The sequence below is a fragment of the Mesorhizobium sp. B3-1-9 genome (assembly GCF_006439595.1).
Classification (GTDB): domain Bacteria; phylum Pseudomonadota; class Alphaproteobacteria; order Rhizobiales; family Rhizobiaceae; genus Mesorhizobium.
Genome location: NZ_VFTJ01000015.1, coordinates 1 through 25,426, shown reverse-complemented (window position 1 = coordinate 25,426; position 25,426 = coordinate 1). Strand labels below are relative to the sequence as shown.

Here is a 25,426-nt window from a genome sequence, read left to right as displayed (position 1 = left end):
TCTCAAATGTTTGATTTTGAACGCGGTCTCGCGACCGCGAAGGGGCTTTTTTTGCCCGCGTTTGCCACTGCCCTGCTCTCGGGATGCGTCGTCGGTCCGGATTACCAGAAGCCTCTGCTGGCAATGCCGGCGAACTGGAGCGGGCAGAAAGCGGCGAACCCGGCCAAGCCGGCGCAATTGTCGAAATGGTGGCAGCGCCTGCGCGACCCCGAGCTGAACGCGCTTGTCGACGAAGCGGTTGCCGGCAATCTCGATGTCGCCACCGCCAAGGCCAAGATCCGCGAGGCGCGGGCGAGCTACCGCCAGTCGGTAGGCACATTGCTTCCATCCGCCGACGGTTCGGCCTCGGCCACCCGCAACCGGGTCTCGGCCGCCAGCGCGGGAACGACGGCCAGCGAGACCTACAGCCAGTATCAGGCAGGCTTCGATTCCAGCTGGGAACTCGACCTCTTCGGCGCCAACCGCAGGGGCGTCGAGGCGGCGAGTTACGGACTGGACGCCTCCGAAGAAGAACTGCGTTCAACCCTTCTCACGCTGGTTGGCGACGTGACCTCGAACTACGTCCAGGCACGCGGCTATCAGGCCCGCATAGCGCTTGCCCGGCGCTCTGCGGCGTCGCAGCGGCAAACCGCCCAGCTCACCCGCACGATGGCTCTGGCCGGCTCGGCGACCGCGGCGGACGTCGCCAAGGCGGATGGACAGGCCAGCGGCACGGAAGCCGGCGTTCCGAGCCTGGAAGCGAGCTATGCCGAGGCTGTGCATCGCCTTTCCGTGCTGACCGGGCGGCCGCCGGCGGCGCTCACCGAGCGCTTGAAGCGCGCCGGACCGATCCCGGCGCCGCGCCTGCCGATTCCGACCGGCATCCCGGCCGACATCCTGCTCACCCGTCCGGACGTGCGCTTGGCCGAGCGGCAATATGCGCAGTCCACCGCCAAGATCGGCCAGGCCGAGGCGGCGCGTTATCCGAGCGTCAGCCTGACCGGCGACATCAGCACCACGGCCCTCAAGCTCGGCGATCTCGGCAAGAACTCCACCATCGGCTGGTCCTTTGGCCCCACGCTCAGCATGCCATTGTTCAACGCCGGCCAGCTGCAGGCGGCCGTGGACGTCGCCAAAGCCCAACGCGATCAGTATTTCGTCGCCTACAAGTCCGCCGTGCTGACGGCTCTGGAAGACGTGGAAAACGCCACGGTTTCGCTGTCGCAGGAGCGCATCAGAAACGGCAAGCTCGCCTCCTCCGCGAAGTCCTATGGCGATGCCGCGCGGCTTGAAGGAACGCTCTACAAGGCTGGAGAGACCAGCCTTCTCGATGTGCTCGATGCCCAGCGGTCGGCCTATTCCGCCGACGACTCCGTCCTGCAAAGCCGCGTCTCGATCGCCACCGATTATATAGCCCTCAACAAGGCGCTCGGCGGCGGCTGGAACGGCGCGATCGACACCGCCAGACCCGAAATCATCGATGTCCGCACCGGTCCGCGGCTGGCATCGAAGACGCAATGACCGGTGAGCCGCGCTGTCCATCCGTCACGAACGGCCCGAACAAATTCCCGTGAGCCATGCCCGCAAGCAATATCCCACTATATACCCACTACATAACAGCGTCGTTGAGGTAATGAGATGTCAGGCGCCTACGATCTGGGAACCAATCTGGTCCGCCGCATCTATGAGAAGCGCATAGATGCACCGGCCATTCTTGATGCCGGCACGCATTTTTCCAATGCCGCGAAGTTCACCGCCGCCTGGCGGGATATCCGCGACGAGGCGCTGGCGGCGAAGCTGAACAACGCGCCGCGCTTCCACGACATCATGCCGGAGCAGGCCGATATCTCGGCCAACGACGGTCTCGACTGGCGCATGTTCGTGCTCAAGGCCTATGACATGACGGTCCCGGAAAACCTCGCGCGCATGCCGGTCCTGAGCCGGCTGCTTGCGGAGTGCCCGGAGGTCAAATCGGCAGCTGTCTCATTCCTGGCCCCGCGCAAGCACATCCCCGCGCACCGCGGACCTTTTCGCGGCATCATGCGGTTCCATCTTGGCTTGGTCATCCCGAAACAGCCGGACGGCCGTCCGGCAACGATCATGATGATCGATCACGAGGAACGGCGCATCGCCGACGGCGAGTGCATGCTATGGGACGACACGTTCGAGCACGAGGTTATGAATAACTCGGATCAGCCCCGCGTCGCTCTCCTCCTCGACGTGTGGCGTCCGCAAATGCCGCTGGACATGGAAATCCTGTCGCGCGTGATCGTGCGCGGCGTGCAGGTGGGGATGCGCTATCGTGGCGTGTCGTTCGGCGGCTGAACCAGTTGCAAAGGCTCAAAGCACGCCGCGCTTTAAGCGCGCGCCTCGCGATACGTCCCTGTCGCGCTGCCACGCTTGCCGGGGAACATCGCGTCCCTCGCCAGCAATCCGCTGACGCGGCAGAACGCAGCGAACGCGCGGCAGGCTTCCTCGGCGCTGGCCACGTCGACCGTCGCGCCGAAACAGGCGTTGAACGCGGCTTCGAAGACCTTGCCCTGCCGGCGCTTCGGCCAATCCTGCAGGAAATCGAGCGCCTGCTCGACGCTGTAGACTTCCTCGACCGGCAGGCCGGGCGCGGGCGTGATGCGCACCGGCACCTCGAATTGCAATCTGTCCATTCCCTGTCTCCCGAACTGGCGTAGCCGGAGCAACGCCGCTCGATGTGAAAAGTTGCTTTTGCGGCCTTCTGACTCGCAAATGTGACCTCAGTGCGATGAAGAGTCGGTGCGGCGGATCGGCGTCAGTCCGGATCGATACCGGCTGCATTGCCAATGCCGGATTTCCACCGTATTGCCTGCCATCACAGCTGCCGCGGGCGAAAAAATGAGCGAAATCCGGGTCGAGTCTCTGGTCAAGCGCTATAGCGGCACCACCGCGCTGGACGGCGTTTCGCTGGCCTTTCCGCAGGGATCTTTCACGGCGCTGCTCGGCCCTTCCGGCTGCGGCAAGACGACGATGCTGCGGTTGATCGCCGGCCTCGAGGCGCCGAGCGAAGGCCGCGTTTTCCTTGGCGATGCGCTTGTCGCCGACCCGAAGCGGCAGCTGCCGCCGGAGGCGCGCAATGTCGGCGTCGTTTTCCAATCCTACGCGCTGTGGCCGCATATGGATGTCGCCGAAAACGTCGCCTATCCGCTGAAGGCCAGGCATGTTCCCTCCGCCGCCATCCCTGCCCGCGTCGCTTCGGTCCTCGATATCGTCGGCCTCGGCGGTTTCGCCAAGCGCCGCATCGACGAGTTGTCGGGCGGTCAGCGGCAGCGCGTCGCGCTGGCCCGCTGCCTGGTCGCCGAGTCAGGCATCATCCTGTTCGACGAGCCGCTCGCCAATCTCGACATGCATCTGCGCGCGGCCATGGTCGACGCCTTCCGCGATATCCATCGCCGCACCGGCGCGACCATCGTCTATGTCACGCATGACCAGGCCGAGGCCCTGGCGCTTGCCGACCGCGTCGCCGTGATGAGCAAAGGCCGACTGCTGCAGGCAGCACCCCCGCGGGAAATCTATCGCTCTCCCGCCGACGCCGCTGTCGCCGGTTTCGTCGGTCGCGGCAGCCTGGTCTCAGGCAACACCGTCGGCCATTCGGACAAAGCCTCGATCATCGATATCGCCGGCCACCGGCTCACGGCGCGCAGCCACGACAAACCGGCCGGTGCGGTCAAGGTCCTGCTACGCCCGGAAGCCTTGCGCATCGCGGCCGAGGGACTGCCCGCGACGGTGCTGGACAGCGTCTACCGCGGGCCGGTGCATGAAGTGCGGCTGGCGCTCGCCGAGCCCGGCCAGCACCTGCTCGTCGACAGCGCGGAGGCACTGGCGGCGGGACAGCGCGTGCATGTCGCCGTGTCGGACGCTTGGGTGGTGCCGAGGGCCTGATTTAGCGCCAGGGCAACACGCCGGCCGGCAAGCGGCGCCCGAACCGATCAAGCGCCAGAAGCAGCGCGATCACCACGACGATCGTGGATACCGCGATTGCCGCTGCCTGCGTGCCGAGCCCCGCCTCCTCCAGGCTGAACAGCACGACGCCGAGCGTTTCCTTGCCGCTCGACCACAGCAGCGCCGAGACCGTCAACTCGTTGAAGGCACTCATGAACACCAGCAGTCCGCCCGCCACGGCCGCGGGCGCCGCGAGCGGCGCGGTGATCGTTGCGAGCCGCCGGAACGGACCGGCGCCGGACACCGCCGCCGCCTCTTCGAGATCGCGCGGAATCTGCCCGACGGCCGTCGTCACCGGTTTCATTGCCAGCGTCAGGAAGCGCATCGCATAGGCTACCAGGATGATCGACGCGGTCGCATAGAGGCTGCCGATCAGCGGCAGCGGCCGCAAGAACAAAAGGATGCAGGCGATCGCCAGCACCACGCCGGGGATCGTGTAAGGCAGGTCGACGATGCCGCCGAGCACACGCCGCCAGCGCTTGTCGAAACGTTCGAGCCGCGCGGCCATCGGAATGACGCCAAGGGCGAGGATAAGCGCCGCGCCGCCGGCAAAGAGCAGTGAATTGCGGAAGGCCCGCGCCGTGGACGCCTGCCGGACAAGCACTTCCACATAGTTGGCGATCGTTGCCGTCCGCGGACTGAGCGGCACGCCGAAGGACGGCACCAGCGACGTCGCCAGCAACGCGCAGGCCGGCAGAATGAGGATCAGGCCGATGACCAGCCAGCCCGCGCCGGCGAGCGGCATGCGCAAGCCTCCAAGTTCGAATTGCGCCGGCGTGCCGGCAACGATGCGGTGCCCGGCGCCGCGCAGCGCCAGCGACTGGAAGACCATGCCGGCCAGCGCCAGGGCGCCGACCAGCACCGACAGCGTCGCGATCTGCGGCAACACGCTCGGGCCAAAACTCGACAGGTCCTGATAGATCAAAGTTGGCAGCGTCAGATAGTTGACGGGCATGCCAAGCAGTGCCGGTATGCCGAAATTGCCGACGCCCGAGACGAAGGCAAGCGCCGCGGCGGCCACCACATACGGCCGCACGACGGGCAGCACGATGGTCCGCAACACGGCGACAGGCCTGGCGCCGCAGGATCGCGCCGCCTCGACCAGATCGCGCGGCATCCGCGACAGCCCTGCCCGCATAGTGATGAAGACGATCGGCGCATGCTGGACGCCATAGAGAAGGATGATGCCGCCACGGCCAAGCATGGGATTGCCGGTGCCGGGCGCAGGCGCCAGCCCAAGCATACCGAGCAGCGTGCTCGACGGGCCGAAGAGATGCAGCCAGGCGAGCGCGGTGACCTGCGGCGCGATCATCAGCGGCAAAAGCAGAAGAAACCCGAGGATCTTTCGTCCCGGCAGATCGGTCATCGTCACCGCGACGGCGAACGGAATGCCGAGGCAAAGCGCCAGCAGCGCGCCGAAAAAAGCCGTGTCCAGCGTGTGCCACATCGCCTTGAGCGCGGCAGAGCTGGCAAGCCGCCCAGCGAAGGCGGCGAAATCGGCCTCGCCGCCCGGCGCGATCGCCGCAAGCACGAGACGCGCCATCGGCAACAGGCAGAGCACGGCGATGACCAGCAGGACGGCCAGCGCCGACAGACGCTGGCCGAATATCGGGCCTGACACCGTGAAGCCGCCGGCCCGCGGCGGCGCCACGCCCCGCCTGGCGATGTGATGTTCCGCGGAGGCCAAAGTTTCCCTTCCGGGCCGCTTACTGGCTCATCACCGCGCTGAACTTTTCCTTGTTCTGGGCATCGTTGGCGAGCGCGGCCGCCGCATCATAGTCGAGCACCTTGATCGAGGCGCGGTCCGGATAGCCGGCCGGCAGCGCGACGTCGGCGCGCGCCGGGATGTAGCCCATCTTGGCCGCCACTTCCTGCCCGTCCTTCGACAAGAGGAAATCGACGAAGGCCTTGGCGGCTTCCTTGTTCTTGGCGGTGGATAGGATAGCGACCGGTTCGGTGACGGCGGACACGCCTTCCTTCGGGAAGACGAACTCTACCGGCGCGCCCTTGGCCTTCTCGCGGATCGGCATGTAGTCGACGATCATGCCGAACAGCTTGTCGCCGCCGCTGACGGCCTTCAGCACGTCGCCATTGCCGCCGCTGGCCTGCGCGCCGTTCTTGGCGAGCGCGCCATAATAATCCCAGCCCTCCGGCAGCTTGCCGGTCAGCGTCACCGTGTGGATCATCGCCGCGCCCGAGGTCAGCGGACTGGGCATCGCGATCAGGCCCTTGGCTTCCGGCTTCTTCAGGTCTTCCCAGCTTGTCGGCACGAAAGGCGCCTTGGTGTTGTAGACGATGCCGGTGGTGATCAGCTTGGTCGAGAAATAGGTCTTGTCCTTGTCGTAGAGCGCCGCGTCGAGGCCGTCGACCTTGGCCTCCGGATAGGCGAGCAGCCGGCCTTCCTTCTTCAGGCCCTCCATGGTCACGACATCGGCGATCAGCAGCACGTCGGCCTGCGGCTGGCCGGCCTCGATCTCGGCATGCAGCTTGGCCAGGATCTTCGGCGTCCCGTCGCGCACCCAGTCGACCTTGATCCCCGGATTCTTCGCCATGAAGGCGTCGACGGTCTGCTGGGCGTCGGTGTTCGGCTGGCTGGTGTAGAGCACCAGCGTGCTGTCGGCGGCGGCGGCTCCCGCTACGGTGGATGCCAGCAACATGGCGGCGAAAACGATCTGGCGCATGGAAATACCTGTTGTTGATCAAGGCTGGGCGAGGTCCGGCAGGCGCCGGGGCTGGAAAACCTGAGTAAGGCCGCAGGATAACCATTGTGTGACAGGGCAACGCAACTCGCATCGCCCTGCCTTGCCCCTGCTCCGTATCACAGGTGCTACTGGTTTGCCGGGTCAGTCTCGGCATCATAGGCCATGCGGGTAACCACCATCAGCACATAGGCCGACGGCAGCGCGAAGATGGCGCCGAGCATGATCGCCGCCGTTCCTTCCATGCGAAGGGTGGCGGCAACGGCCCAGTAGACGGTGCCGATGCAGATTACCGCCTGGACTGCCAGAAAAGAGGCCGCGGCAGCCGCGCGGGTAAGCGTCTTGAACGTCTTGATGCGTTGCATTGAACGGAATCCGAACTGACGCGCACGCAACCGGCGGACGGCCGGCGGCCGTCGCCGGATCGCGACGCGAAGGAATGTCTTTGATTTGAATGCCGCGCTCGGCGGCCAAGGCCTTACGCGGCGGGCGGCGCGCGTGGCTGGTTGGTGCGCGAAGCTGCTGCGCTTGCCGATACCGGAGCGACGCCCATTTCGGCCGGCAATACATGGCCGATAAGCAGGAAATCGGATGCGGGCGCGAGCACGCCGGGATTGCCGCTGACGAGCTTTATCGGCAGTGGCCGGCCGGCCCGGATTTCAAGCGCCTGCGCCTTGCCGGTCGTTCTGAGCAGCGCGATCGTGTCGCCCTGGCGAGCGGCGCTGACGCTGGAACCGCCCGGGAGCGAAACGGCCGACGCGGAGATTTCGGCCTGCGCGAAGCCCAGCAGCGCGAGCATCAGCAGCGCCATCAGGCCCGCGCAGGCGGTCCTGACCGGCAACGGCATCGGTCTTTCGCGTTCAGGTGCCGTCAAGGCAATCTCCGGACATCAGGACGGACCTAACCGATGGAATGGCCGAAGGAAAGCCGCAATGGACGCCGCAATCGCACTTCGTCCTTGAACCTTGCGGCTTCCGGTGCCAAATCTGGAGCAGATTTTCGCATTCGGCTCCTTTGGAGCCAACGCCGGCAAACGGACAAAAATGGTTACCTATCTCGACGCCTCCACGGCCCCCCTTCGAAACACCGGCCAGATCCGCCTTTATGGCGAGGAAGGTTTTGCCGGCATGCGCAAGGCCTGCGACCTCACGGCGCGCTGCCTTGACGAACTGGTGCCGATGGTGAAGCCCGGCGTGACGACGGAAACGATCGACCGCTTCGTCTTCGAATTCGGCATGGACCACGGCGCGCTGCCGGCGACGCTCAATTATCGCGGCTACACCAAGTCGTCCTGCACCTCGATCAACCATGTCGTCTGCCATGGCATTCCCGACAACAAGCCACTGAAGGAAGGCGACATCGTCAACATCGACGTCACCTATATCCTCGACGGCTGGCACGGCGATTCTTCGCGCATGTATCCAGTGGGCACGATCAAGCGCGCCGCCGAGCGCCTGCTCGAGGTGACCTATGAGTGCCTGATGCGCGGCATAACCGCGATCAAGCCTGGCGCCCGCACCGGCGCCATCGGCGCCGCGATCCAGACCTATGCCGAGGCCGAGCGCTGCTCGGTGGTCCGCGATTTCTGCGGCCACGGCGTCGGCCAGCTTTTCCACGACGCGCCGAACATCCTGCATTACGGCACCGTCAATGAAGGCGTCGAGATGCGGCCGGGCATGATTTTCACGGTCGAGCCGATGATCAATCTCGGCCGCCCGCATGTGAAGGTGCTGTCCGACGGCTGGACGGCGGTCACGCGCGACCGCTCGCTGTCGGCGCAATACGAGCACACGATCGGCGTCACCGACACCGGCTGCGAGATCTTCACGCTGTCGCCGAAAAAGCTCGACCGCCCCGGCCTGCCGGGTTAGAGCGGTTCCATCGTTTCATGGAAACGATGGAACCGCTCTATCCTCTTGTTTCACGCAATTCCGAACGGAAAACCGCTTCACACTTTTCCTGGAATTGCTTTAGGTTTCAGCCGAGGCCTGAGGGGAGCGGGCGAGGATGGGGAAAGTCGAGGACGAGCGGGCGTTCTTTTCCGAAGGCTGGATCGAGCCGCCCAAGACGGCGCCGAAAAAGGCCACGGCAGCAGAAAAGCCCCATTATCACGGCCATCGCGACCGTCTGCGCGAACGCTTCGTCGCCGGCGGACCGGACGCCCTGCCCGACTATGAACTGCTCGAACTGCTGCTCTTCCGGCTGATCCCGCGCGTCGACACCAAGCCCATCGCCAAGGCGCTGATCGCCCGCTTCGGCTCGCTGGCCGAAGTGCTCGGCGCGCCGGCACCCTTGCTTGAAGAAGTCAAAGGCATCGGGCCGACCGTCGCGACCGATCTAAAAGTCATCGCCGCCACCGCCCAGCGCATGGCGCGCGGCGAGGTGCGCGGCCGCGAAGTCCTGTCCAACTGGACGCAATTGCTCGACTATTGCCGTTCGGCCATGGCCTTCGAGGCCCGCGAACATTTCCGCATCCTGTTCCTCGACAAGAAGAACGGGCTGATCGCCGACGAGGTGCAGCAGACCGGCACCGTCGACCATACGCCGGTCTATCCGCGCGAGGTGGTGAAGCGGGCGCTCGAACTCTCCGCCAGCGCCGTCATCCTGGTGCACAACCATCCTTCGGGAGATCCCACACCTTCCCGCGCGGACATCGAGATGACCAAGCAGATCATCGATACGGCCAAGCCGCTCGGCATCGCCGTGCACGATCACATCATCATCGGCCGCAAGGGCAACGCCTCGATGAAGGGCCTGCTTTTGATCTAATGCATGTCGCGCAAAAGTCTGCAGCGGTTTTGCGATAACGACATGCATGAAAACAAAGGCTTAAAGCGCGTCGCCTGAATCCGCTTCAGCGCGACGCGCTTTAAAGCCCCCCGCCGATCGCCCGAGGATCCGGGCGCAAAAGCAACGTTTTGCCGATCAAGATAGTCGGCTCTGGAATTTCAACCGGAAATCGAGCATGATGCACTTTGGTAATTCGGACGCTTCGTGCGCCCGGCAATACCGGAGGAACGGGACATGGCCGTTGTGCTTGTACTCGTTTTAATCGTCGTGGGCTCAGTGTTGTTCCACTTCCTGAGCCCATGGTGGTGGACTCCGATTGCCTCGAACTGGGACTATATCGACCACACCATCATCATCAGCTTCTGGATCACCGGCATCGTCTTTGCCGCTGTCGTCCTCTTTATGGCTTATTGCGTCTTCCGCTTCCGGCATCGGGAAGGCAATCGCGCGGCATACGAACCGGAGAACAAGCGGCTCGAATGGTGGCTCATGGTCGTCACCGCGGCAGGCGTCACTGCCTTGCTGGTTCCCGGCCTGTTCGTCTGGAGCCGCTTCGTCACCGTTCCAAGCGATGCGACCGAGATCGAGGTCGTCGCCCAGCAGTGGCAGTGGAGCTTCCGCTTGCCCGGCAAGGACGGCAAGCTCGGTACTTCGGACACCCGCGACGTCACCGCCGACAATCCGTTAGGCATCGCCCCCAAAGATCCCAACGGCCAGGACGATATCGTGGTCGAGGCCACCGACCTGCATCTGCCGGTCGGCAAGCCGGTCAAGGTGCTGCTGCGTTCGATCGATGTCCTGCATGATTTCTATATCCCGGAATTTCGCGCAAAGATGGACATGATCCCGGGGTCGGTCACCTATTTCTGGTTCACTCCGACAAGGACCGGCACTTTCCAGGTCTTGTGCGCCGAACTGTGCGGCCAAGGACATCCGCTGATGCATGGCGTGGTCATGGTCGACGCCGAGCAGGATTATCTGTCCTGGCTCGGGCAGCAGCAGACTTTTGCGCAATTGTCGACGCCCAAGCAAACAGGCTGGGCGAGCCAACCGTCAGGAAAGACGATGGCGTCCGGTTTGGACGTCGCGGCAAACTCGAAACTCTCGAGGTCCGCAGAATAGGGCACGGAGGTGCTCCGATGGTCGACGTCACACCCGCAGATGCCGTTCCGCCCGCCGAAGTTGGGGAAGTGGAACTCTACCATCCGCACAACTGGTGGACCAAGTATGTCTTCTCGCAGGACGCGAAGGTCATCGCGGTTCAGTACTCGGCAACGGCAACGGCGATCGGCCTTGTGGCGCTGGTTCTCTCCTGGCTGATGCGCCTGCAGCTCGGCTTTCCCGGCACGTTCGACTTCATCACTCCGGAGGCCTACTACCAGTTCATCACCATGCACGGCATGATCATGGTGATCTACCTGCTCACTGCGCTCTTCCTCGGCGGCTTCGGCAACTACCTTATCCCGCTGATGGTCGGCGCCCGCGACATGGTCTTCCCCTATGTCAACATGCTGAGCTACTGGATCTATCTGCTGGCAGTACTCGTTCTGGTGTCGAGCTTCTTCGCGCCGGGTGGGCCGACAGGCGCCGGGTGGACCCTCTACCCGCCGCAGGCCATCATGTCCGGAACGCCGGGCGGGCAGGACTGGGGCATCATACTGATGCTCACTTCGCTCATCCTGTTCATTGTCGGCTTCACCATGGGCGGCCTGAACTATGTTGTGACGGTGCTGCAGGGCCGCACGCGCGGCATGACGTTGATGCGCCTGCCGCTCACCGTCTGGGGCATCTTCACCGCCACCGTCATGGCGTTGCTCGCCTTCCCGGCGCTGTTTGTCGCGTGCGTGATGATGCTGCTTGACCGCGTGCTCGGCACTTCCTTCTTCATGCCGGCGATTGTCGAGATGGGCGAGCAACTTCAGCACAATGGCGGCAGCCCGATCCTTTTCCAGCACTTGTTCTGGTTCTTCGGCCACCCGGAAGTCTACATCGTCGCTCTGCCGGCCTTCGGCATCGTCTCCGACCTGATCAGCACCCATGCGCGCAAGAATATCTTCGGCTACCGCATGATGGTCTGGGCGATCATCGCCATCGGCGCCCTGAGCTTCGTTGTCTGGGCGCACCACATGTATGTGAGCGGCATGGACCCCTATTTTGGCTTCTTCTTTGCGACCACGACGTTGATCATTGCCGTGCCGACGGCGATCAAGGTCTATAACTGGGTGCTGACGCTGTGGCGCGGCGATATCCATCTCACCCCGCCGATGCTTTTCGCGCTCGCCTTCATCGTCACCTTCGTCAATGGCGGCTTGACCGGACTGTTCCTCGGTAATGTCGTTGTCGACGTGCCGCTGTCGGATACGATGTTCGTCGTCGCCCATTTCCACATGGTCATGGGCGTCGCGCCGATCCTGGTGATCTTCGGCGCAATCTATCACTGGTATCCGAAGGTCACTGGACGGATGCTGGACGACACACTCGGCAAGTTCCACTTCTGGGTAACCTTCCTCGGCGCCTACCTGATCTTCTTCCCCATGCACTATCTCGGCCTGATGGGCGTTCCGCGACGCTACGCCGAGCTGACCGACATGACCATAATGACGGAATCGGCCCGTCATCTGAACTCGTTCATCAGCATCATGGCCTTCATCGTCGGCTTCGCGCAGATGGTTTTCCTGTTCAACCTGATCTGGAGCATCCGCCATGGCCGCGAGGCCGGCGGCAATCCGTGGCGGGCGACCACACTCGAATGGCAGACGCCGCAGACACCGCCGGCGCACGGCAATTTCGGCAAGGAACTCCCGATCGTCTATCGGTGGGCCTATGACTACAGCGTGCCAGGGGCCAAGGAGGATTTCATCCCGCAAAACGTGCCGGGCACCTTCGCCCCCTCAAGGGAGCAGGCATGAGCGTCATCCTGGTCTTCTTGGCTGTGATCGCCGGCTTTGCCGGCTGGTGGCTTTCGCACCAGCGGCTGACATCCAAGCCATGGCTGGAGCAAGGTCTGGCCGGGGATTTCGTCGGCACCAGCCGGTCGTCCCTGCCCACCGCCAAGATCGGTCTCGGCGTCTTCCTCGCCGTCGTCGGCTGCCTGTTCTCGCTGTTCACCAGCGCCTATTTCATGCGCATGGGCCTGCCGGACTGGCAGCCGCTGCCGCTGCCCCGCCTGCTCTGGCTCAACACCGGCGTGCTGGTATTGAGCAGCGTCGCGCTGCAATGCGCGGTGGTTGCCGCGCGCAAGGGCCAGATCGACAACGTCCGGTTAGGCCTTGCCACGGCAGGGCTCACCGCGCTTGCCTTCCTTGTCGGGCAGTTGATGGCATGGCGGCAACTGACCGGGGACGGCTATCTGCTGGCATCCAACCCGGCCAACAGCTTCTTCTATCTGATCACCGGCATGCATGGCCTACACATACTGGGCGGTCTGTTCGGCCTTGGCAGGACGAGCATCGGTGCCTGGAGCGGAGCGCGGCCGGAGCGACTTCGTCTCAGCGTCGAGCTCTGCGCCATGTATTGGCATTTCCTGCTTTTCGTCTGGCTCGGCATCTTCGCCCTTCTGGCAGGTTGGGCGGCGACGTTCATCGAAATTTGCCGACAATTGCTGACCTAGGAGACCGGCGATGGCCGAGACGACCATGACACATACCAGCCAGATGGAGCCTCGGCCCGCCGGTTGGCGCGGCATTACCGCCGACTGGGCCTCGGATCAGCGCGCGTTCAAGAACGTGTCCTGGGGCAAGGCCATGATGTGGATCTTCCTGCTCAGCGACACCTTCATCTTCGGCTGCTTCCTGCTCTCCTATATGACCGCCCGCATGTCGACACGCGTGCCCTGGCCGAATCCGAGCGAGGTCTTTGCCTTGCGCATCGGCGGCCAAGAGATCCCGCTGATCCTTATCGCCATCATGACCTTCGTGCTGATCTCGAGCAGCGGCACCATGGCCATGGCGGTCAATTTCGGCTACCGCCGCGACCGCCGCAAGACCGCGATCCTGATGCTGTTGACCGCTGCGCTTGGCGCAACGTTCGTCGGCATGCAGGCCTTCGAATGGACCAAGCTGATCACCGAAGGGGTACGGCCCTGGGGCAATCCCTGGGGAGCCGCGCAGTTCGGCTCATGCTTCTTCATGATCACCGGTTTCCACGGCACGCACGTGACGATCGGCGTGATCTTCCTCATCATCGTGGCGCGAAAAGTCTGGCGTGGCGACTTCGACACGGGTCGTCCCGGCTTCTTCACCAGCCGCAAGGGCCGCTACGAGAATGTCGAGATCATGGGCCTCTACTGGCACTTCGTCGACCTGGTTTGGGTGTTCATTTTCGCCTTCTTTTATCTTTGGTGAGAGGCAGTCCCTGTTGAGAGGAAGCTATGGCTGAAGCAACCGCAAACGGTCTCGGACAACACGCGCTGCACACCGCCCATGCGCAGGATGCGGCCGCGACAGCGGTCGCTCACGCCGAGGTTCATCAGGAGCACCCGATCAAGCTCTACCTGGTCGTCTGGGCGTGGCTGTTCATCCTCAGCACCTGCTCCTACCTGGTCGACTATTTCGGTATCCACGGCTATCTCAGATGGTCGCTGATCCTGATCTTCATGATGCTGAAGGCGGGACTGATCGTCGCCGTCTTCATGCACATGGCCTGGGAGCGGCTGGCGATGATGTATGCGATAATCCTGCCGCCGATACTGGTGCTGGTCTTCGTGACGATGATGGTCTTTGAGGCCGATTACACGCTGCTGACACGTATCGCGTTTTTCGGGCCCGGCCCCTGATACGCATTTCGAACTCGTCCGCAGCGAGGCCAACCGGAACTGCAGTGGCGGGTGCCTCGAAACAGCAGGACGCCGGTCCATTTGGTTTGGCGCATGCGCCGTGAACTCAAGCAAAGGACGCGGACAATGACGATGGCAAACAGACTGAAGGATTTTATCGACGGCAAGGAAATTCCGTACGACACCGTCGAGCACCATCGAACTGCCACCAGCAGGCAGGCCGCTATCGCCGCGCATGTGCCCGGCGGCATCATGGCGAAGTCCGTGGTCGTTCACCACGAGCTCGGCTATGCGCTGGCCGTGGTCCCAAGCACCCACAGGATCGAACTCGGCAAGCTGCAGGACGTCATGGACAGGCGCCTCGGGCTCGCTTCCGAGGATGAGGTGGTGTCGCTCTTCGACGATTGCGACATCGGCGCCGTACCGCCGATCGGCGCGGCCTATGACGTGCCGGTCATCCTGGACGAAAGCCTGCGCGACGCCGCCGATATCTATTTCGAGGGCGGCGACCACAAGACGCTCGTGCATGTCAGCGGCAAGGATTTCCGTAACCTGACGGCGGGCGCGCGTCAGGCGCGGTTCAGCCACCCGGCCTACTGAGCGCGCCGGCACTGTCGCCGGTGCTCATGACAGGCCTGGCTCAGTTCGCCGGTCTTGGGGCGGCCTGCGGTTCCACCACCTTGCGGTACACGTGCCAGGTGGCGTGGCCAAGGATTGGCAGCACGACCGCCAGCCCCGCGAACACAGGCAGCGAGCCGATGATCAGCCCAATGGCGACGATAAGTCCCCAGATGGCCATCACGATCGGATTGGCCAGAACCACGCGCACCGAAGTGTGGATAGCTTCGTAGGCGCCGACGTCGCGATCGAGCAGCAGCGGGAAAGCGACCACGGTGGTGCACAAAACCACCACGGCGAATACAAACCCGATCGCATGACCCAGTACGATCAGCGTCCAGCCGCTCCCGGTGGCGAATATCTCGGTTATGAAACTGGACAGTGACGCCGGCGGCTCGGGCCCGAACAGATACTCGTAGAAAAGCTTTGCGGTCAAAAGCCATGTGATGAAGATTGCAAACAGCATGATGCCGACGGCGGCGATGGCCGGCAGCGCCGGAGAATTCCTGACCTCGAAAGCATGTTTCCAGGAAGCATCCAGCCCGGCTTCCCGCCGGCGGCTGATCTCATAAAGGCCGATCGCCGCGAGTGGCCCGATCAGCGCAAAGCCTGACACCAGTGGAAATAACAGCGGCAGCGTGTTTGCTCCCGATGTCCAGGTGGCAAGCACCACGCCAACGAGCGGATAGATCATGCACAAAAACACGATGTGCGAGGGTTTGACCATGAAGTCGTCGACACCGCGCCTGAGCGCATCGAAAAGATCGGAAACGCCGATCTTTCTCACTTTGGTATGCTCCAGCGTTTCGCTGGCGCCTGCAATCACGTGAAAGCTTGCCATGACCGTTCCTCCAGATCAGGTCCGGCAAGGTCGCGGATTTCACGGTGCTAACGCTCTGCGTGACTGGCCACGCAAAACCGCGACCTGCACCTGCGCCAACATACTCCTTTACGCCCGATTTGTCGCCCTCTGTCGACGCCGGGTAGTGTCTCAGTTTGAAATTTCGGCGGCTGCTTTTTGCAGGGCCCGCGCTTGACAGTGTCGGCTTCCTCGCCTGCACATGGCGCGGACGGCATTGCCGATCACATCGGCGGGCGCTTCTGGCCTTTAGGTCCGGTGGGCATCTAGGCTTGTTCTCCAGGCGGTCGATATTTAATCGACGATGCCTTTTGCAGTGCTGCAAGCGTGTCCTCCACGGTCAGGAGGACGGTCGTCTGTATGGAACTCAGCGCTCCGCCCGAGCCGATCGCGAGCGCCGTGGCCGCCATCGACACGTTGTCCGGAGCCTCCCACAAGTTATAGCCGTCGTGCTCACCAAAGGCGTACCAGAATCCGTGCAGCTTTCCGCCAACCGATTCAATGTACTGCTTCGCCGCCTCTCGGCGGTCCTCTGGGTTCTTGATAAGCTTAGCCCATGTGGCCGGCGTGTAGCTGAACCGGGTCAGGTATAGTGGCATGGTCTTATCCTCCCTGCTTTCCGGTAAGCATATAGGAGTTCGCCGGCTGGCGCGACAGCGGCGTCAAGGCCGCCGGATTTCAAACTGACACACTACCCGACGCCGGCCAATGGCCAGCCGCGGCAGCGTGCTGGCTCCACAGGTTCTTTTTCGGTATTCTCAAGATGCGAAGGTGAACGTCATGGATACGCGGACGCTTCTCATACTCGGCCTTGGCATAGCCATCCTACTGCTGTTGGGGTTCTTTGCGCTGCCGGCGTAGAGGCACGGCGCGCGACATCTCAACAGCGCAATTGCCGACCCTCTTCCTTCAGCGGGCGACCACCTAATGGGGCTCGCGACGGCCGCTACTTGGAATACTGTTTCAGGTAAGCGACGACGTTGGCTATGTCTTGGTCATCCTTCAGACCGGGGAACGCCATCTTCGTCCCTTTGACCATCGCCTTGGGATCGTGGAGATATTTGGTGAGCGTGGGTTCGTCCCATTTGATGCCGGATTTTCCGGCCGCGATCATGGCCGCGGAATAGGTGAAATCGGGGTGTGTGCCCGCGACGCGCCCGATGACACCGTGCAGGGACGGGCCAATCTTGTTCTGGTCCTGGTCCGCAACGTGGCAGACCTTGCACTTGGTAAAGACCTTCTCACCCGCGGCGGCGTCCTGCGCCTGCGATGGGCTCACGAAGAAGGTCGTCGCGGACAACACGATGAAAAGCGCAATTGCACGCATCGCATTTCCTCCCTGATGGTCATTTACGTCGGACGGATCCGCTCCACACCGGCCTCGCGCTGTTGTGCCCTGGACGGCACAGCGGATTGTTCGCGTCTCTTCAGTGGAATTGCGGCACCTGCATACCACAGAATTACCCCAATGGATAGAAAAGCCGGCCTTTGCGAAGGTTCTGGGCCATGAGCGACAGGCGGATGGCCCACGGCCATTTCGACCAGATTTATGATAAAGGGCACCTGGCCGCCATCAAACGACAGGAAGACAGCAATGCCTCAGCACGGCAACGAACCATGGCCGTTCGACAAAGAACGCGCCGCCCTGCTGGTCATCGACATGCAGGGCGACTTCGTCGATGAAGGCGCGGTGATGGAAGTCGCGATGGCGCGGCATCGCATTCCCGTTATGCGGCAGGTGGTCGAATTGTGCCGCGCGACTGGTGTCCCGGTGGTCTACACGCAGCATGTGCTCAGCGATCATTTCAACATCTCGCCGCTCGAGACCGCCTACCAGCCAAGACTGAAGGCCAAAGGCATGCGGGAAGGCAGCGCCGGCACCAGGATCGTGGCGGAACTCGCTCCCTTGCCGGGCGAGGTGATCATCAAGAAGCACCGCTACGATGCGTTCCACAACACCCAATTGGAAACGGTGCTGCGCAACATCCGCGGCGCCGGCCAGGTCGACACCATCATCATCATCGGCACGGTGACGAGCATCTGCTGCGAATCGACGGCCCGCAGCGCCTTCATGCGCGACTACAAGGTGGCTTTCGTCAGCGATGCCAATGGCGGGCTGGACGAGGCCTCGCACAACGCGACGCTCGCCATCATCGGCAAGGTGTTCGGGCGCGTGATGACGGCCGCAGAACTGGAAAGCCTGTTTTAAGCGGTGGGATCAGGGCGGATCGGTTTTGCAGCTTGCCGCGATCTGTCCGATCGCTTCGGAGAGGCCCGCGAGTTCGAAATCGGCCTCGCCGCGTCCGGACAGGAGGCCGAAGCGCCACGACAGCGTCAGCCGGTTCGCTGAAGCCAGACGCTTGATGCCGTCGTTCCCGTCCCTGACCAGCTGTCTGCCGCGCGGGCCGACCGACCAGCTTTCATCGGTTTTGCCGCCGCCGTCGACCACGACGGAGATGGTGATCTTGCGGCTGGCGGAAACGGCATCGTTGAGCTGCAGCCATTCGCTCCAGCGCGGTTCGCCACCTGGCCGGCAAGCAAGGGTCAGCACCGGGCTGTAACCCAAGGCCCCGCCGCCGGTGATCAGCTTGTTGCTGGCATGCAGCGATGCCGTGATCTGGCCGTCGTCGCCGGCGCCAACGCTCCAGTTGCCGAGATCCGGCTCGGCCCGGGCGACACCTGCGGCCGCGGCAAACAAGAGCGCCGCGGCGACGACCACGTCCCTCATCATGAACCCCAGCCTCACCAATGCCTCCAAACAGCCGCGGATGCGATGAAGCGCAGATAATGTTCAACGCTCCGTATCGCCAGCGGTGGGCCATCAAGACAAGTTGTCAGTGTTGCCGCGCCGCCACAATGAAGTACCTCACAACGAAAAAGGCCGCCCGGAGGCGGCCTTTCGAAATCGATGGATTGGAAGCTATTACTCGGCTTCCTTGGCGGTTTTCTTTTTCGGCGCGGCCTTCTTCTTCGGCTCTTCCGCCTCGTCGGCGGCTTCGCCCGCCTTTGCCTCGGCCTTCTTCGAAGAGGCCTTCTTGGCCGGCTTCGCCTTGGTCGCGGTCTCGGCCTCCTCGTCGTCGGCCATCAGCTCATCCTTGCCGACCTTGACGTCGTCGACCGAGATCTGGCCGAGCAGGTAGTCGACGACCTTCTCCTCGAACATCGGCGCGCGCAGCGCGTTGATGGCTTCCGGGTTGCTGCGATAATACTCGAAGGCTTCCTGCTGCTGGTTTGCCGGGAAACGGCGCACCTGCTCGAACAGGCCGCGCTGCAGTTCCTCGTCCGACACGGTGACGCCGGCCTTCTCGCCGATCTCGGCGAGCACGAGGCCAAGGCGCACGCGGCGCTCGGCAAGACGCATATATTCGGCGCGCGCCTCTTCTTCCGTCGTCTCCTCGTCGGCGAAGGTCCGGCCGGCGGCTTCGAGGTCGCGGTTGACCTGGGCCCAGATGTTGTTGAACTCGGCCTCGACGAGCTTGGAGGGCGCTTCGAACGAGTAGGACGCGTCGAGCTGGTCGAGCAGCTGGCGCTTCACCTTCTGGCGGGTCATCGAGCCGAACTGGTTCTCGATCTGGCCGCGCACGATCTCGCGCAGGCGCTCCAGCGATTCCAGGCCGAGATTCTTGGCCGTCTCGTCATTGACCTCGAGCGCGCCGGGTGCCGACACCTCCTTGACGGTGACGTCGAACGTGGCTTCCTTGCCGGCCAGGTGCGCCGCCTGGTAGTTTTCGGGGAAAGTGACGGTGACCTGCTTCTCATCGCCGGCCTTCGCGCCGATCAGCTGGTCCTCGAAGCCGGGGATGAACTCCTTTGAGCCGAGCACCAGCGGCTGGTCGGTGCCGGCGCCGCCGGCGAAAGCCTCGCCGTCGATCTTGCCGACATAGTCGATGCTCACACGGTCGCCTTCGGCGGCCTTGCCGGTCTTCGGCTCGTAGCTGCGCGCCGATTCCGCAACGCGCTTGACCTGGTCGTCGACTTCCGATTCCGGCACGTCATAGACCTGACGCGTCACCTTGATGTCGGAGAAATCCTTGATCTCGATCGGCGGGATGACTTCGTAGTTGAGGCTGAATTCGAAATCGGCGCCGCCGGCCAGGATCTTCTCGGCCTCCTTCTCGTCCTCGGTCATGATCACTTCGGGCTGCATGGCGGCCTTTTCGCCGCGCCCCGAAATGATCGAACGGGTCGAGTCGTTGAGGATCTCGTTGACGACCTCGGCCATGAACGACTTGCCGTACATCTTGCGCAGGTGCTGCACCGGCACCTTGCCCGGGCGGAAGCCGTTGATGCGCACCTTGTCGCGGGCGTCGGTCAGCCGCGCCATCAGCTTGGCTTCCATGTCACCGGCCGGCACGGTGATCTTGATCTCGCGCTTGAGACCGGAGTTGAGCGTTTCGGTGACCTGCATCCTAGAACCTTTGTTTTCAACAATGAGACTGCCAAACGGTTCTTAGCCGTTTACAGCCTGCCGGTATGATCTTGCCGGAAATGGCTTTTGGGACGGAACCTGGCGATTTGACCGCTAATGCGGTTCACATCTTCCTGAACTGCGCCTTGCCAAATGCGAATAAGTTCTTGTTTTTACTATAACTTTTCGCACCTTGCAGAGGCGGAAATTCACATTCCGTCACATTCGACACGCCTTTTGTCACAGGCTAGGCTAATTTTCAACCATCTTCGCTTCAATGCATGCCGCCCAAAAGTGCGCGGCGTTTTTGGCGAATGGCATGCATCAAAAGACTTAAAAGCGCGTCACCTGAAACCATTTCGACGCGACGCGCTTTAACGGATAGCATGACTTGGGCGCCGACATTGACAGAATGATGGCTACATGGGATTGCCGGGGAAAGCGGATGTGGCGGAATTGGTAGACGCCCTGGATTTAGGTTCCAGTGCCGAAAGGCGTGGGGGTTCGAGTCCCTTCATCCGCACCATCCTTCGCTCTTCGAGCTTCGGATGGCAGGCCACCACCTGAGGCTCGAAGAGCCGAAGGTGTCCTCCGAAGCCTTGGCGAAGGAGGACCGGCGCTGTCAGTGCCAACCCAAGGCGCTAATAAAGCGGCTCCTCGAACAGCGTCTTGTCACCGTCCATCAGCGCCTTGATCTGTGCCGTGCCGTCGGGTGCGAGCGCGAGCTTGATGCCGAACGGCCGCACGCGCATGTCGTTCTGGATCGCCATTCCTTCGCCTTCCGGCACATAGAAGCGATCGATCCCGTAGTCCGGCGCGATCGTCATGTCGGGGCTGCGAAGATCCCAGCCCGCGGCGACATGTCCGACGATGTCCGCCTCGTCCACGCCCGTCGGGGCCGGCGCTTTGCCGAACCAGGCCGCTGTCGGCTGCCAGTAACCATCCGCGCCCTTCTTCAATCGCACCGCGATCGAACCGTCGTCGCTGGAAAAAGCGCCTTGCGGAATGTCGGCGATCAGCTTCACCGGAATCCGCGAAATGTTGTTGTTGAGCGAGACATAGTCGCCGCGCATGAGATCGCGCGGATCGACGGGCTCGACTTTCAGAAGCACTTCCTTGCCGTTGCGCAGGATTGCGGCGCGGCCGGCGATGATCCAGCTGAGAAAGCCGATCTGGACAAGCGCCAGCACCAGCGCCGCGATGATCAGTTTCTTGCCGGTCATACCGTTGCTCCTGCCTTGGCGGGCGCCCTCATGCGTTTCTCGACGCGGATGATGATCAGCGCCAGGATGCCGAGCAGCACGGCGGCGGCCAGGAAGAATCCGGCCGTATCGAGCATCGACCGCAAGGTGACGCCATAGATGATGGCGAGTTCGAAGGCGAAGCCGGCATAGGCCAGCCAGCGCAGCCCCCTGCTCTCGCGGCCGGCCAGCATGATCGCCGCCACGATGCCGGCAAGCGCCACGATCGAGGCGACGGCGAAACCGCTGTTGTAGGTGCTTTCATCCGCCAGCTCGACCTGGACGATCGCCATGCCGGTGAGGAAGCCGAACAAGGCGTGCAAGGGCAGCCGGCCGCCGAGTTGAAGGATCCTGTCGATCGGATCGCCCGTAAAGACCGAAGCGGCAAACAGCAGCGCCGATACGACGGCGAGCGAAACCGCCACCGGCAGCGTGTCGTGATCCGTCGCCAGCAAAACCAGATAGAAAATGACAGACAGAATGATGAGGTGGCGCGCGGCCCGGCTGCGCGTCCAGAACGAAATGGCGAACAGCACGACCGCCATGACGATGAAGAGATGCGGGATCCCCGCGCGCCAGTAGAAGCCGAACCCCTTCAGGACCAGCCAGGCGTCGGCGATGCCGACCGCCGCCACGGTCAGCGGGTTGGAACGCAGCGCCACCGCCGCCAGCGCCGTGCCGGCGCACCATGTCAACAGCGCCGAGGCCTCGTCGCCCGAGAGGTGATACATCTGGCCGATGAGTGCGATCGAGCCGCCGAAGGCGGCGGCGGCGACGATCCACAGCGCCTCGCCGACCGCGGCATGGTCGCGCGTCTTCAGCACCGCACCGCCGACATAGCCTGCGAGGATGACGGCAAACAGGGCCGCCACGCGAACGAGGCGCGGGATGGCCTCCCAGTTGGCGGCGACGAAAATCAGGATCGCCGCGCCGAACAAAAGCGCCGCCATCATCGCCAGGATGGAGCCGAAACTCAGTGACGCCCGCTCGTTGGCGGCGACGTCGCGTGTCAATGCCTCCGCCGTGGCGGGATCGATCAGCCCGGCCTCCCGCCATCGCGCGATATCCGCCCTAACCTGTGTTGCATAGCCCGCCATGCTTTCCCCCAAAGCCTGGTCATTTCCTTAGCCGGGAACAGCCAAGCCATTGACGCGGCGGCATTTTCCGATTCGGTCTTCTTTGTGACGCAGGCGTGAATGGCCGTTAATGTTGCATTGCACAATTTGCATTGCTGCCATGCGCCAACGGCACTTTTAAACCGATATGATCCCACCTATTTTCTGTTCGTACGCAAACGGAATGATCCGAAGCAAAGACGAAACGAGAACTACCATGAACCTGATCCGCAACTACCGCAACTGGCGCCGCTACCGGGACACCGTCTCCGAGCTGAGCCGCCTGTCGAACCGTGAACTGACCGACCTCGGCATCAGCCGCAGCGACATCCACTACGTCGCCCGCAAGGCGGTCTAATCCGCTTCGGACCGCAAATGGTCCGAACCAGTTTTTGAAGAGAGTAACGACAATGAACCTGATCCGCAGCTATCGTAACTGGCGCGTCTATCGCGACACCGTTACCGAGCTGGGTCGGCTTTCGAACCGCCAGCTCCATGATCTCGGCATCGTTCGCGACGAGATCAAGATGGTCGCCCGCAAGGCGATCTAAGGAATTTCGCCAGGGTCGACCTCCTCCCCGACCCTGACGGATACGGTCAACCTTCACCTCCTCCCGAGGGTTGACCACTGAAACGGCGCCCGCCGGACCTCCTCCCCCGGCGGGCGTTGTTCCAGAAGCGAACGTAGTTCGTCTTCGAAGGTTTCGCCCCTTCTCAAAGGCGAAAAGAATTTTCGTCCTCAAGGGCGATAAGGAATTTCGTCAAAGCCGACCTCCTCCCCGGCAATGGCGAATAAGGTCGATCTTCACCTCCTCCCGAGGATCGACCCCCAAAACGACACCCGCCGGACCTCCTCCCCCGGCGGGTGTTGTTGTTTTTGGCGCAGGCTTCCCACTTCGCCCGTTGCTGGCCGGCAATTGCAATCGTGCCGCCAAGCGACTATTGCGGCGCTCATGAGCAAAAATCCCGTCCATATCATCGGCGGCGGCCTCGCCGGTTCCGAGGCCGCATGGCAGATCGCTGAGGCCGGCGTTCCGGTCGTGCTGCATGAAATGCGCCCGGTGCGCGGCACCGACGCCCACAAGACCGACAGTCTGGCCGAGCTCGTCTGTTCGAACTCCTTCCGCTCCGACGACGCCGAAAACAATGCGGTCGGCCTGCTGCATGCCGAAATGCGGCTTGCCGGCTCGCTGATCATGAGCGCCGGCGACGCCAACCAGGTTCCGGCCGGCGGTGCGCTGGCGGTCGACCGCGACGGCTTTTCCGATGCGGTCACCGCGAAGATAGAGGCGCATCCGCTGATCGCCATCCAGCGCGAGGAAGTGCCGGGACTGCCGCCCAAGGATTGGGACCAGGCGATCATCGCCACCGGCCCGCTGACGGCGCCTTCGCTGGCACAGTCGATCGCCGAGGCGACCGGCGCCGATGCGCTCGCTTTCTTCGACGCCATCGCGCCGATCGTGCATTTCGACACGATCGACATGAACACGGCCTGGTTCCAGTCGCGCTACGACAAGGTCGGGCCCGGCGGCACCGGCAAGGACTACATCAACTGCCCGATGGACAAGGACCAGTATCTCGCCTTCGTCAAGGCGCTGCTCGACGGCCAAAAGACCGAGTTCAAAGAGTGGGAAGGCACGCCCTATTTCGACGGCTGCCTGCCGATCGAGGTGATGGCCGAGCGCGGTGTCGAGACCCTGCGTTACGGGCCGATGAAGCCGATGGGGCTGACCAACGCCCACAACCCGACGGTCAAGGCCTATGCGGTGGTGCAGCTTCGCCAGGACAATGCGCTGGGCACGCTCTACAACATGGTCGGCTTCCAGACCAAGCTGAAGCATGCCGAGCAGGTGCGCATCTTCCGCACCATCCCCGGCCTTGAAAACGCGGACTTCGCGCGTCTCGGCGGCCTGCACCGCAACACCTACATCAACTCGCCGACGCTGCTCGATCCGTCGCTGCAGCTCAAATCGCGGCCGGGCCTGCGTTTCGCCGGCCAGATCACCGGCTGCGAAGGCTATGTCGAAAGCGCCGCCATCGGCCTGCTCGCCGGCCGCTTCGCCGCCGCCGAGCGGCTCGGACAGATGCCCGCCCTGCCGCCGCCGACCACCGCCTTCGGCGCGCTGCTCAACCACATCACCGGCGGCCATATCGTCTCCGACGACGAGCCCGGCAAGCGCTCCTTCCAGCCGATGAACGTCAATTTCGGTCTGTTCCCACCCGTGGAAGCACCGAAGACCGAAGGCAAGCGTCTGCGCGGCAAGGACAAGACCGTCGCCAAAAGGCACGCCATCACCTCCCGCGCCCTGGCTGAATGCAGGGCATGGTTGGGGCTGCCGGGCAGAGCTGAGGCAGCCGAATAAGCTTTTCTGTCCCATTGGCCATGCATATAAAGTAGGATATCATCCCACTTTATATGCATGGAGCGATGTCAATGGAATCTGCCGAGAAACTATCCATCACCGTCACGCCTGCCATGGCTCGCATGATCCGCGAGAAAGTCGAGGACGGGTCTTTCGGCTCCGCCAGCGAAGTCGTCCGCGCAGCGCTCCGCGCCTTCCAGCGCGAAGAGGAAGAGCATGCCGAGCGAATGGCATCGATCCGGGCGCGGGTGAAGGCTTCGATCGAGGACAAGAGGCCGAACCTTTCAGGAGAACAGGTGCGCGCTCATCTTCAAGGGCTGTTTGCCGAGTATTCGAGCCCCGACGATGATTCAGCGGCTTGAAGTCGAATACAGCCAAAGCGCGAGAGATGATCTCGCTAATATTTTCAGACACATAGTCGAGGCTAGCGGAAACCCTCACGTCGCGTTGAAATTCGTTCTGCGCATCGAAGACCGCTGCCAGAACATCGGCAACGCCCCTCGCGGCGGACGAACTCGCGACGATATCGTACTAGGCGGTGGTGACGATTTAACTATTTGAGCCAGATGGCGATAGCGGCGAGTTTGACGAAGCCCATGAAGTTGGCG

At 63.0% G+C, this 25,426-nt stretch carries 29 protein-coding genes and 1 tRNA gene; 18 read left to right on the top strand and 12 right to left on the bottom strand.

Features of this window, described 5'->3' with window-relative positions; translation table 11 throughout:
- The first annotated feature begins 6 nt into the window (after window positions 1-6).
- Together FJW07_RS22830 and FJW07_RS22825 are read left to right on the top strand one after the other, a co-directional pair.
- Window positions 7-1,500, top strand: coding sequence for an efflux transporter outer membrane subunit (locus FJW07_RS22830; protein ID WP_140858865.1), 1,494 nt, complete (start codon window positions 7-9; stop codon window positions 1,498-1,500).
- A 117-nt stretch (window positions 1,501-1,617) separates the two neighbouring features.
- Window positions 1,618-2,304 (top strand): aspartyl/asparaginyl beta-hydroxylase domain-containing protein, encoded by a 687-nt coding sequence (locus FJW07_RS22825; protein ID WP_140647628.1) that lies wholly within the window; start codon window positions 1,618-1,620, stop codon window positions 2,302-2,304.
- A 32-nt stretch (window positions 2,305-2,336) separates the two neighbouring features.
- On the opposite strand, the gene FJW07_RS22820 is transcribed toward FJW07_RS22825, so the two are convergent.
- A complete protein-coding gene (locus FJW07_RS22820) occupies window positions 2,337-2,642 on the bottom strand; it encodes a DUF982 domain-containing protein (RefSeq protein ID WP_140858864.1) in 306 nt (101 codons plus the stop codon).
- Window positions 2,643-2,847: 205 nt separating this feature from the next.
- Here FJW07_RS22820 and FJW07_RS22815 point away from each other — a divergent pair, with 205 nt between their 5' ends.
- The gene (locus FJW07_RS22815) at window positions 2,848-3,891 is read left to right on the top strand and encodes an ABC transporter ATP-binding protein (protein WP_140858863.1); all 1,044 of its coding nucleotides are present in this window, start codon (window positions 2,848-2,850) and stop codon (window positions 3,889-3,891) included.
- Window position 3,892: 1 nt separating this feature from the next.
- Here the strand turns inward: FJW07_RS22815 and FJW07_RS22810 are convergent, their stop codons facing one another.
- The 4 genes from FJW07_RS22810 to FJW07_RS22795 all read right to left on the bottom strand — a co-directional run bounded on the left by FJW07_RS22810 (window position 3,893) and on the right by FJW07_RS22795 (window position 7,524).
- A complete protein-coding gene (locus FJW07_RS22810) occupies window positions 3,893-5,494 on the bottom strand; it encodes an iron ABC transporter permease (protein WP_140858917.1) in 1,602 nt (533 codons plus the stop codon).
- A gap of 163 nt (window positions 5,495-5,657) precedes the next feature.
- On the bottom strand, window positions 5,658-6,632 hold the full coding sequence (locus FJW07_RS22805; protein WP_140652410.1) for an ABC transporter substrate-binding protein: 975 nt from the start codon (window positions 6,630-6,632) through the stop codon (window positions 5,658-5,660).
- A 146-nt stretch (window positions 6,633-6,778) separates the two neighbouring features.
- Window positions 6,779-7,015 carry a hypothetical protein gene (locus FJW07_RS22800; protein WP_140647632.1) on the bottom strand — a complete coding sequence of 79 codons (237 nt, stop codon included), beginning with the start codon at window positions 7,013-7,015 and terminating at the stop codon, window positions 6,779-6,781.
- A 113-nt stretch (window positions 7,016-7,128) separates the two neighbouring features.
- Window positions 7,129-7,524, bottom strand: a complete 396-nt coding sequence (locus tag FJW07_RS22795; protein WP_140858862.1) for a hypothetical protein — start codon at window positions 7,522-7,524, stop codon at window positions 7,129-7,131.
- 169 nt (window positions 7,525-7,693) lie between these two features.
- On the opposite strand from FJW07_RS22795, the gene map reads away from it, so the two are divergent.
- The 8 genes from map to FJW07_RS22755 all read left to right on the top strand — a co-directional run bounded on the left by map (window position 7,694) and on the right by FJW07_RS22755 (window position 14,814).
- On the top strand, window positions 7,694-8,521 hold the full coding sequence (map, locus tag FJW07_RS22790) for a type I methionyl aminopeptidase (RefSeq protein ID WP_140858861.1): 828 nt from the start codon (window positions 7,694-7,696) through the stop codon (window positions 8,519-8,521).
- A 136-nt stretch (window positions 8,522-8,657) separates the two neighbouring features.
- Complete coding sequence (radC, locus tag FJW07_RS22785; protein WP_140858860.1) at window positions 8,658-9,419, top strand: DNA repair protein RadC; 762 nt, start codon at window positions 8,658-8,660, stop codon at window positions 9,417-9,419.
- A 255-nt stretch (window positions 9,420-9,674) separates the two neighbouring features.
- A complete protein-coding gene (locus FJW07_RS22780; protein ID WP_140652472.1) occupies window positions 9,675-10,562 on the top strand; it encodes a cytochrome c oxidase subunit II in 888 nt (295 codons plus the stop codon).
- Window positions 10,563-10,579: 17 nt separating this feature from the next.
- Window positions 10,580-12,349 carry a cytochrome c oxidase subunit I gene (ctaD, locus tag FJW07_RS22775; RefSeq protein WP_140858859.1) on the top strand — a complete coding sequence of 590 codons (1,770 nt, stop codon included), beginning with the start codon at window positions 10,580-10,582 and terminating at the stop codon, window positions 12,347-12,349.
- Entirely contained in the window at window positions 12,346-13,050 is a 705-nt protein-coding gene (locus tag FJW07_RS22770) for a cytochrome c oxidase subunit 3 (RefSeq protein WP_140858858.1), read from the top strand. Before ctaD ends, FJW07_RS22770 begins: the two co-directional genes overlap by 4 nt.
- Before the next feature lie 10 nt (window positions 13,051-13,060).
- Window positions 13,061-13,783 (top strand): heme-copper oxidase subunit III family protein, encoded by a 723-nt coding sequence (locus tag FJW07_RS22765; protein WP_140646729.1) that lies wholly within the window; start codon window positions 13,061-13,063, stop codon window positions 13,781-13,783.
- A 26-nt stretch (window positions 13,784-13,809) separates the two neighbouring features.
- Complete coding sequence (locus FJW07_RS22760; protein WP_140858857.1) at window positions 13,810-14,214, top strand: cytochrome C oxidase subunit IV family protein; 405 nt, start codon at window positions 13,810-13,812, stop codon at window positions 14,212-14,214.
- A 126-nt stretch (window positions 14,215-14,340) separates the two neighbouring features.
- Window positions 14,341-14,814, top strand: a complete 474-nt coding sequence (locus tag FJW07_RS22755) for an aminoacyl-tRNA deacylase (protein WP_140858856.1) — start codon at window positions 14,341-14,343, stop codon at window positions 14,812-14,814.
- A gap of 40 nt (window positions 14,815-14,854) precedes the next feature.
- Here the strand turns inward: FJW07_RS22755 and FJW07_RS22750 are convergent, their stop codons facing one another.
- From FJW07_RS22750 to FJW07_RS22740, 3 genes are all read right to left on the bottom strand, one after another.
- A complete protein-coding gene (locus FJW07_RS22750) occupies window positions 14,855-15,673 on the bottom strand; it encodes a DUF2189 domain-containing protein (RefSeq protein WP_140858855.1) in 819 nt (272 codons plus the stop codon).
- 284 nt (window positions 15,674-15,957) lie between these two features.
- On the bottom strand, window positions 15,958-16,290 hold the full coding sequence (locus FJW07_RS22745; protein WP_140646725.1) for a GYD domain-containing protein: 333 nt from the start codon (window positions 16,288-16,290) through the stop codon (window positions 15,958-15,960).
- A 347-nt stretch (window positions 16,291-16,637) separates the two neighbouring features.
- The gene (locus FJW07_RS22740; RefSeq protein WP_140858854.1) at window positions 16,638-17,018 is read right to left on the bottom strand and encodes a cytochrome c family protein; all 381 of its coding nucleotides are present in this window, start codon (window positions 17,016-17,018) and stop codon (window positions 16,638-16,640) included.
- A gap of 267 nt (window positions 17,019-17,285) precedes the next feature.
- On the opposite strand from FJW07_RS22740, the gene FJW07_RS22735 reads away from it, so the two are divergent.
- The gene (locus tag FJW07_RS22735; protein WP_181182703.1) at window positions 17,286-17,900 is read left to right on the top strand and encodes an isochorismatase family cysteine hydrolase; all 615 of its coding nucleotides are present in this window, start codon (window positions 17,286-17,288) and stop codon (window positions 17,898-17,900) included.
- Between the two features lie 9 nt (window positions 17,901-17,909).
- Here the strand turns inward: FJW07_RS22735 and FJW07_RS22730 are convergent, their stop codons facing one another.
- Both FJW07_RS22730 and tig read right to left on the bottom strand, forming a co-directional pair.
- Window positions 17,910-18,422, bottom strand: a complete 513-nt coding sequence (locus FJW07_RS22730; protein ID WP_140646765.1) for a hypothetical protein — start codon at window positions 18,420-18,422, stop codon at window positions 17,910-17,912.
- 192 nt (window positions 18,423-18,614) lie between these two features.
- Window positions 18,615-20,099 carry a trigger factor gene (gene tig / locus FJW07_RS22725; protein ID WP_140652484.1) on the bottom strand — a complete coding sequence of 495 codons (1,485 nt, stop codon included), beginning with the start codon at window positions 20,097-20,099 and terminating at the stop codon, window positions 18,615-18,617.
- Window positions 20,100-20,540: 441 nt separating this feature from the next.
- On the opposite strand from tig, the gene FJW07_RS22720 reads away from it, so the two are divergent.
- Window positions 20,541-20,625 (top strand) — tRNA-Leu (locus FJW07_RS22720).
- Window positions 20,626-20,740: 115 nt separating this feature from the next.
- Here FJW07_RS22720 and FJW07_RS22715 read toward each other — a convergent pair.
- Complete coding sequence (locus FJW07_RS22715) at window positions 20,741-21,322, bottom strand: GDYXXLXY domain-containing protein (RefSeq protein WP_140858852.1); 582 nt, start codon at window positions 21,320-21,322, stop codon at window positions 20,741-20,743.
- The gene (locus tag FJW07_RS22710) at window positions 21,319-22,437 is read right to left on the bottom strand and encodes a DUF2157 domain-containing protein (RefSeq protein ID WP_140858851.1); all 1,119 of its coding nucleotides are present in this window, start codon (window positions 22,435-22,437) and stop codon (window positions 21,319-21,321) included. The genes FJW07_RS22715 and FJW07_RS22710 overlap by 4 nt, the downstream gene beginning before the upstream one ends.
- Before the next feature lie 235 nt (window positions 22,438-22,672).
- Between FJW07_RS22710 and FJW07_RS22705 the strand changes: the two genes are divergently transcribed.
- From FJW07_RS22705 to FJW07_RS22685, 5 genes are all read left to right on the top strand, one after another.
- Complete coding sequence (locus tag FJW07_RS22705) at window positions 22,673-22,813, top strand: DUF1127 domain-containing protein (RefSeq protein ID WP_006335194.1); 141 nt, start codon at window positions 22,673-22,675, stop codon at window positions 22,811-22,813.
- 52 nt (window positions 22,814-22,865) lie between these two features.
- A complete protein-coding gene (locus FJW07_RS22700; RefSeq protein WP_084508100.1) occupies window positions 22,866-23,006 on the top strand; it encodes a DUF1127 domain-containing protein in 141 nt (46 codons plus the stop codon).
- A 402-nt stretch (window positions 23,007-23,408) separates the two neighbouring features.
- Complete coding sequence (trmFO, locus tag FJW07_RS22695) at window positions 23,409-24,818, top strand: methylenetetrahydrofolate--tRNA-(uracil(54)-C(5))-methyltransferase (FADH(2)-oxidizing) TrmFO (RefSeq protein ID WP_140858850.1); 1,410 nt, start codon at window positions 23,409-23,411, stop codon at window positions 24,816-24,818.
- A gap of 71 nt (window positions 24,819-24,889) precedes the next feature.
- Entirely contained in the window at window positions 24,890-25,180 is a 291-nt protein-coding gene (locus tag FJW07_RS22690; RefSeq protein ID WP_140646717.1) for a type II toxin-antitoxin system ParD family antitoxin, read from the top strand.
- Complete coding sequence (locus FJW07_RS22685; RefSeq protein WP_140858849.1) at window positions 25,164-25,379, top strand: type II toxin-antitoxin system RelE/ParE family toxin; 216 nt, start codon at window positions 25,164-25,166, stop codon at window positions 25,377-25,379. The genes FJW07_RS22690 and FJW07_RS22685 overlap by 17 nt, the downstream gene beginning before the upstream one ends.
- Window positions 25,380-25,426 lie beyond the last annotated feature (47 nt).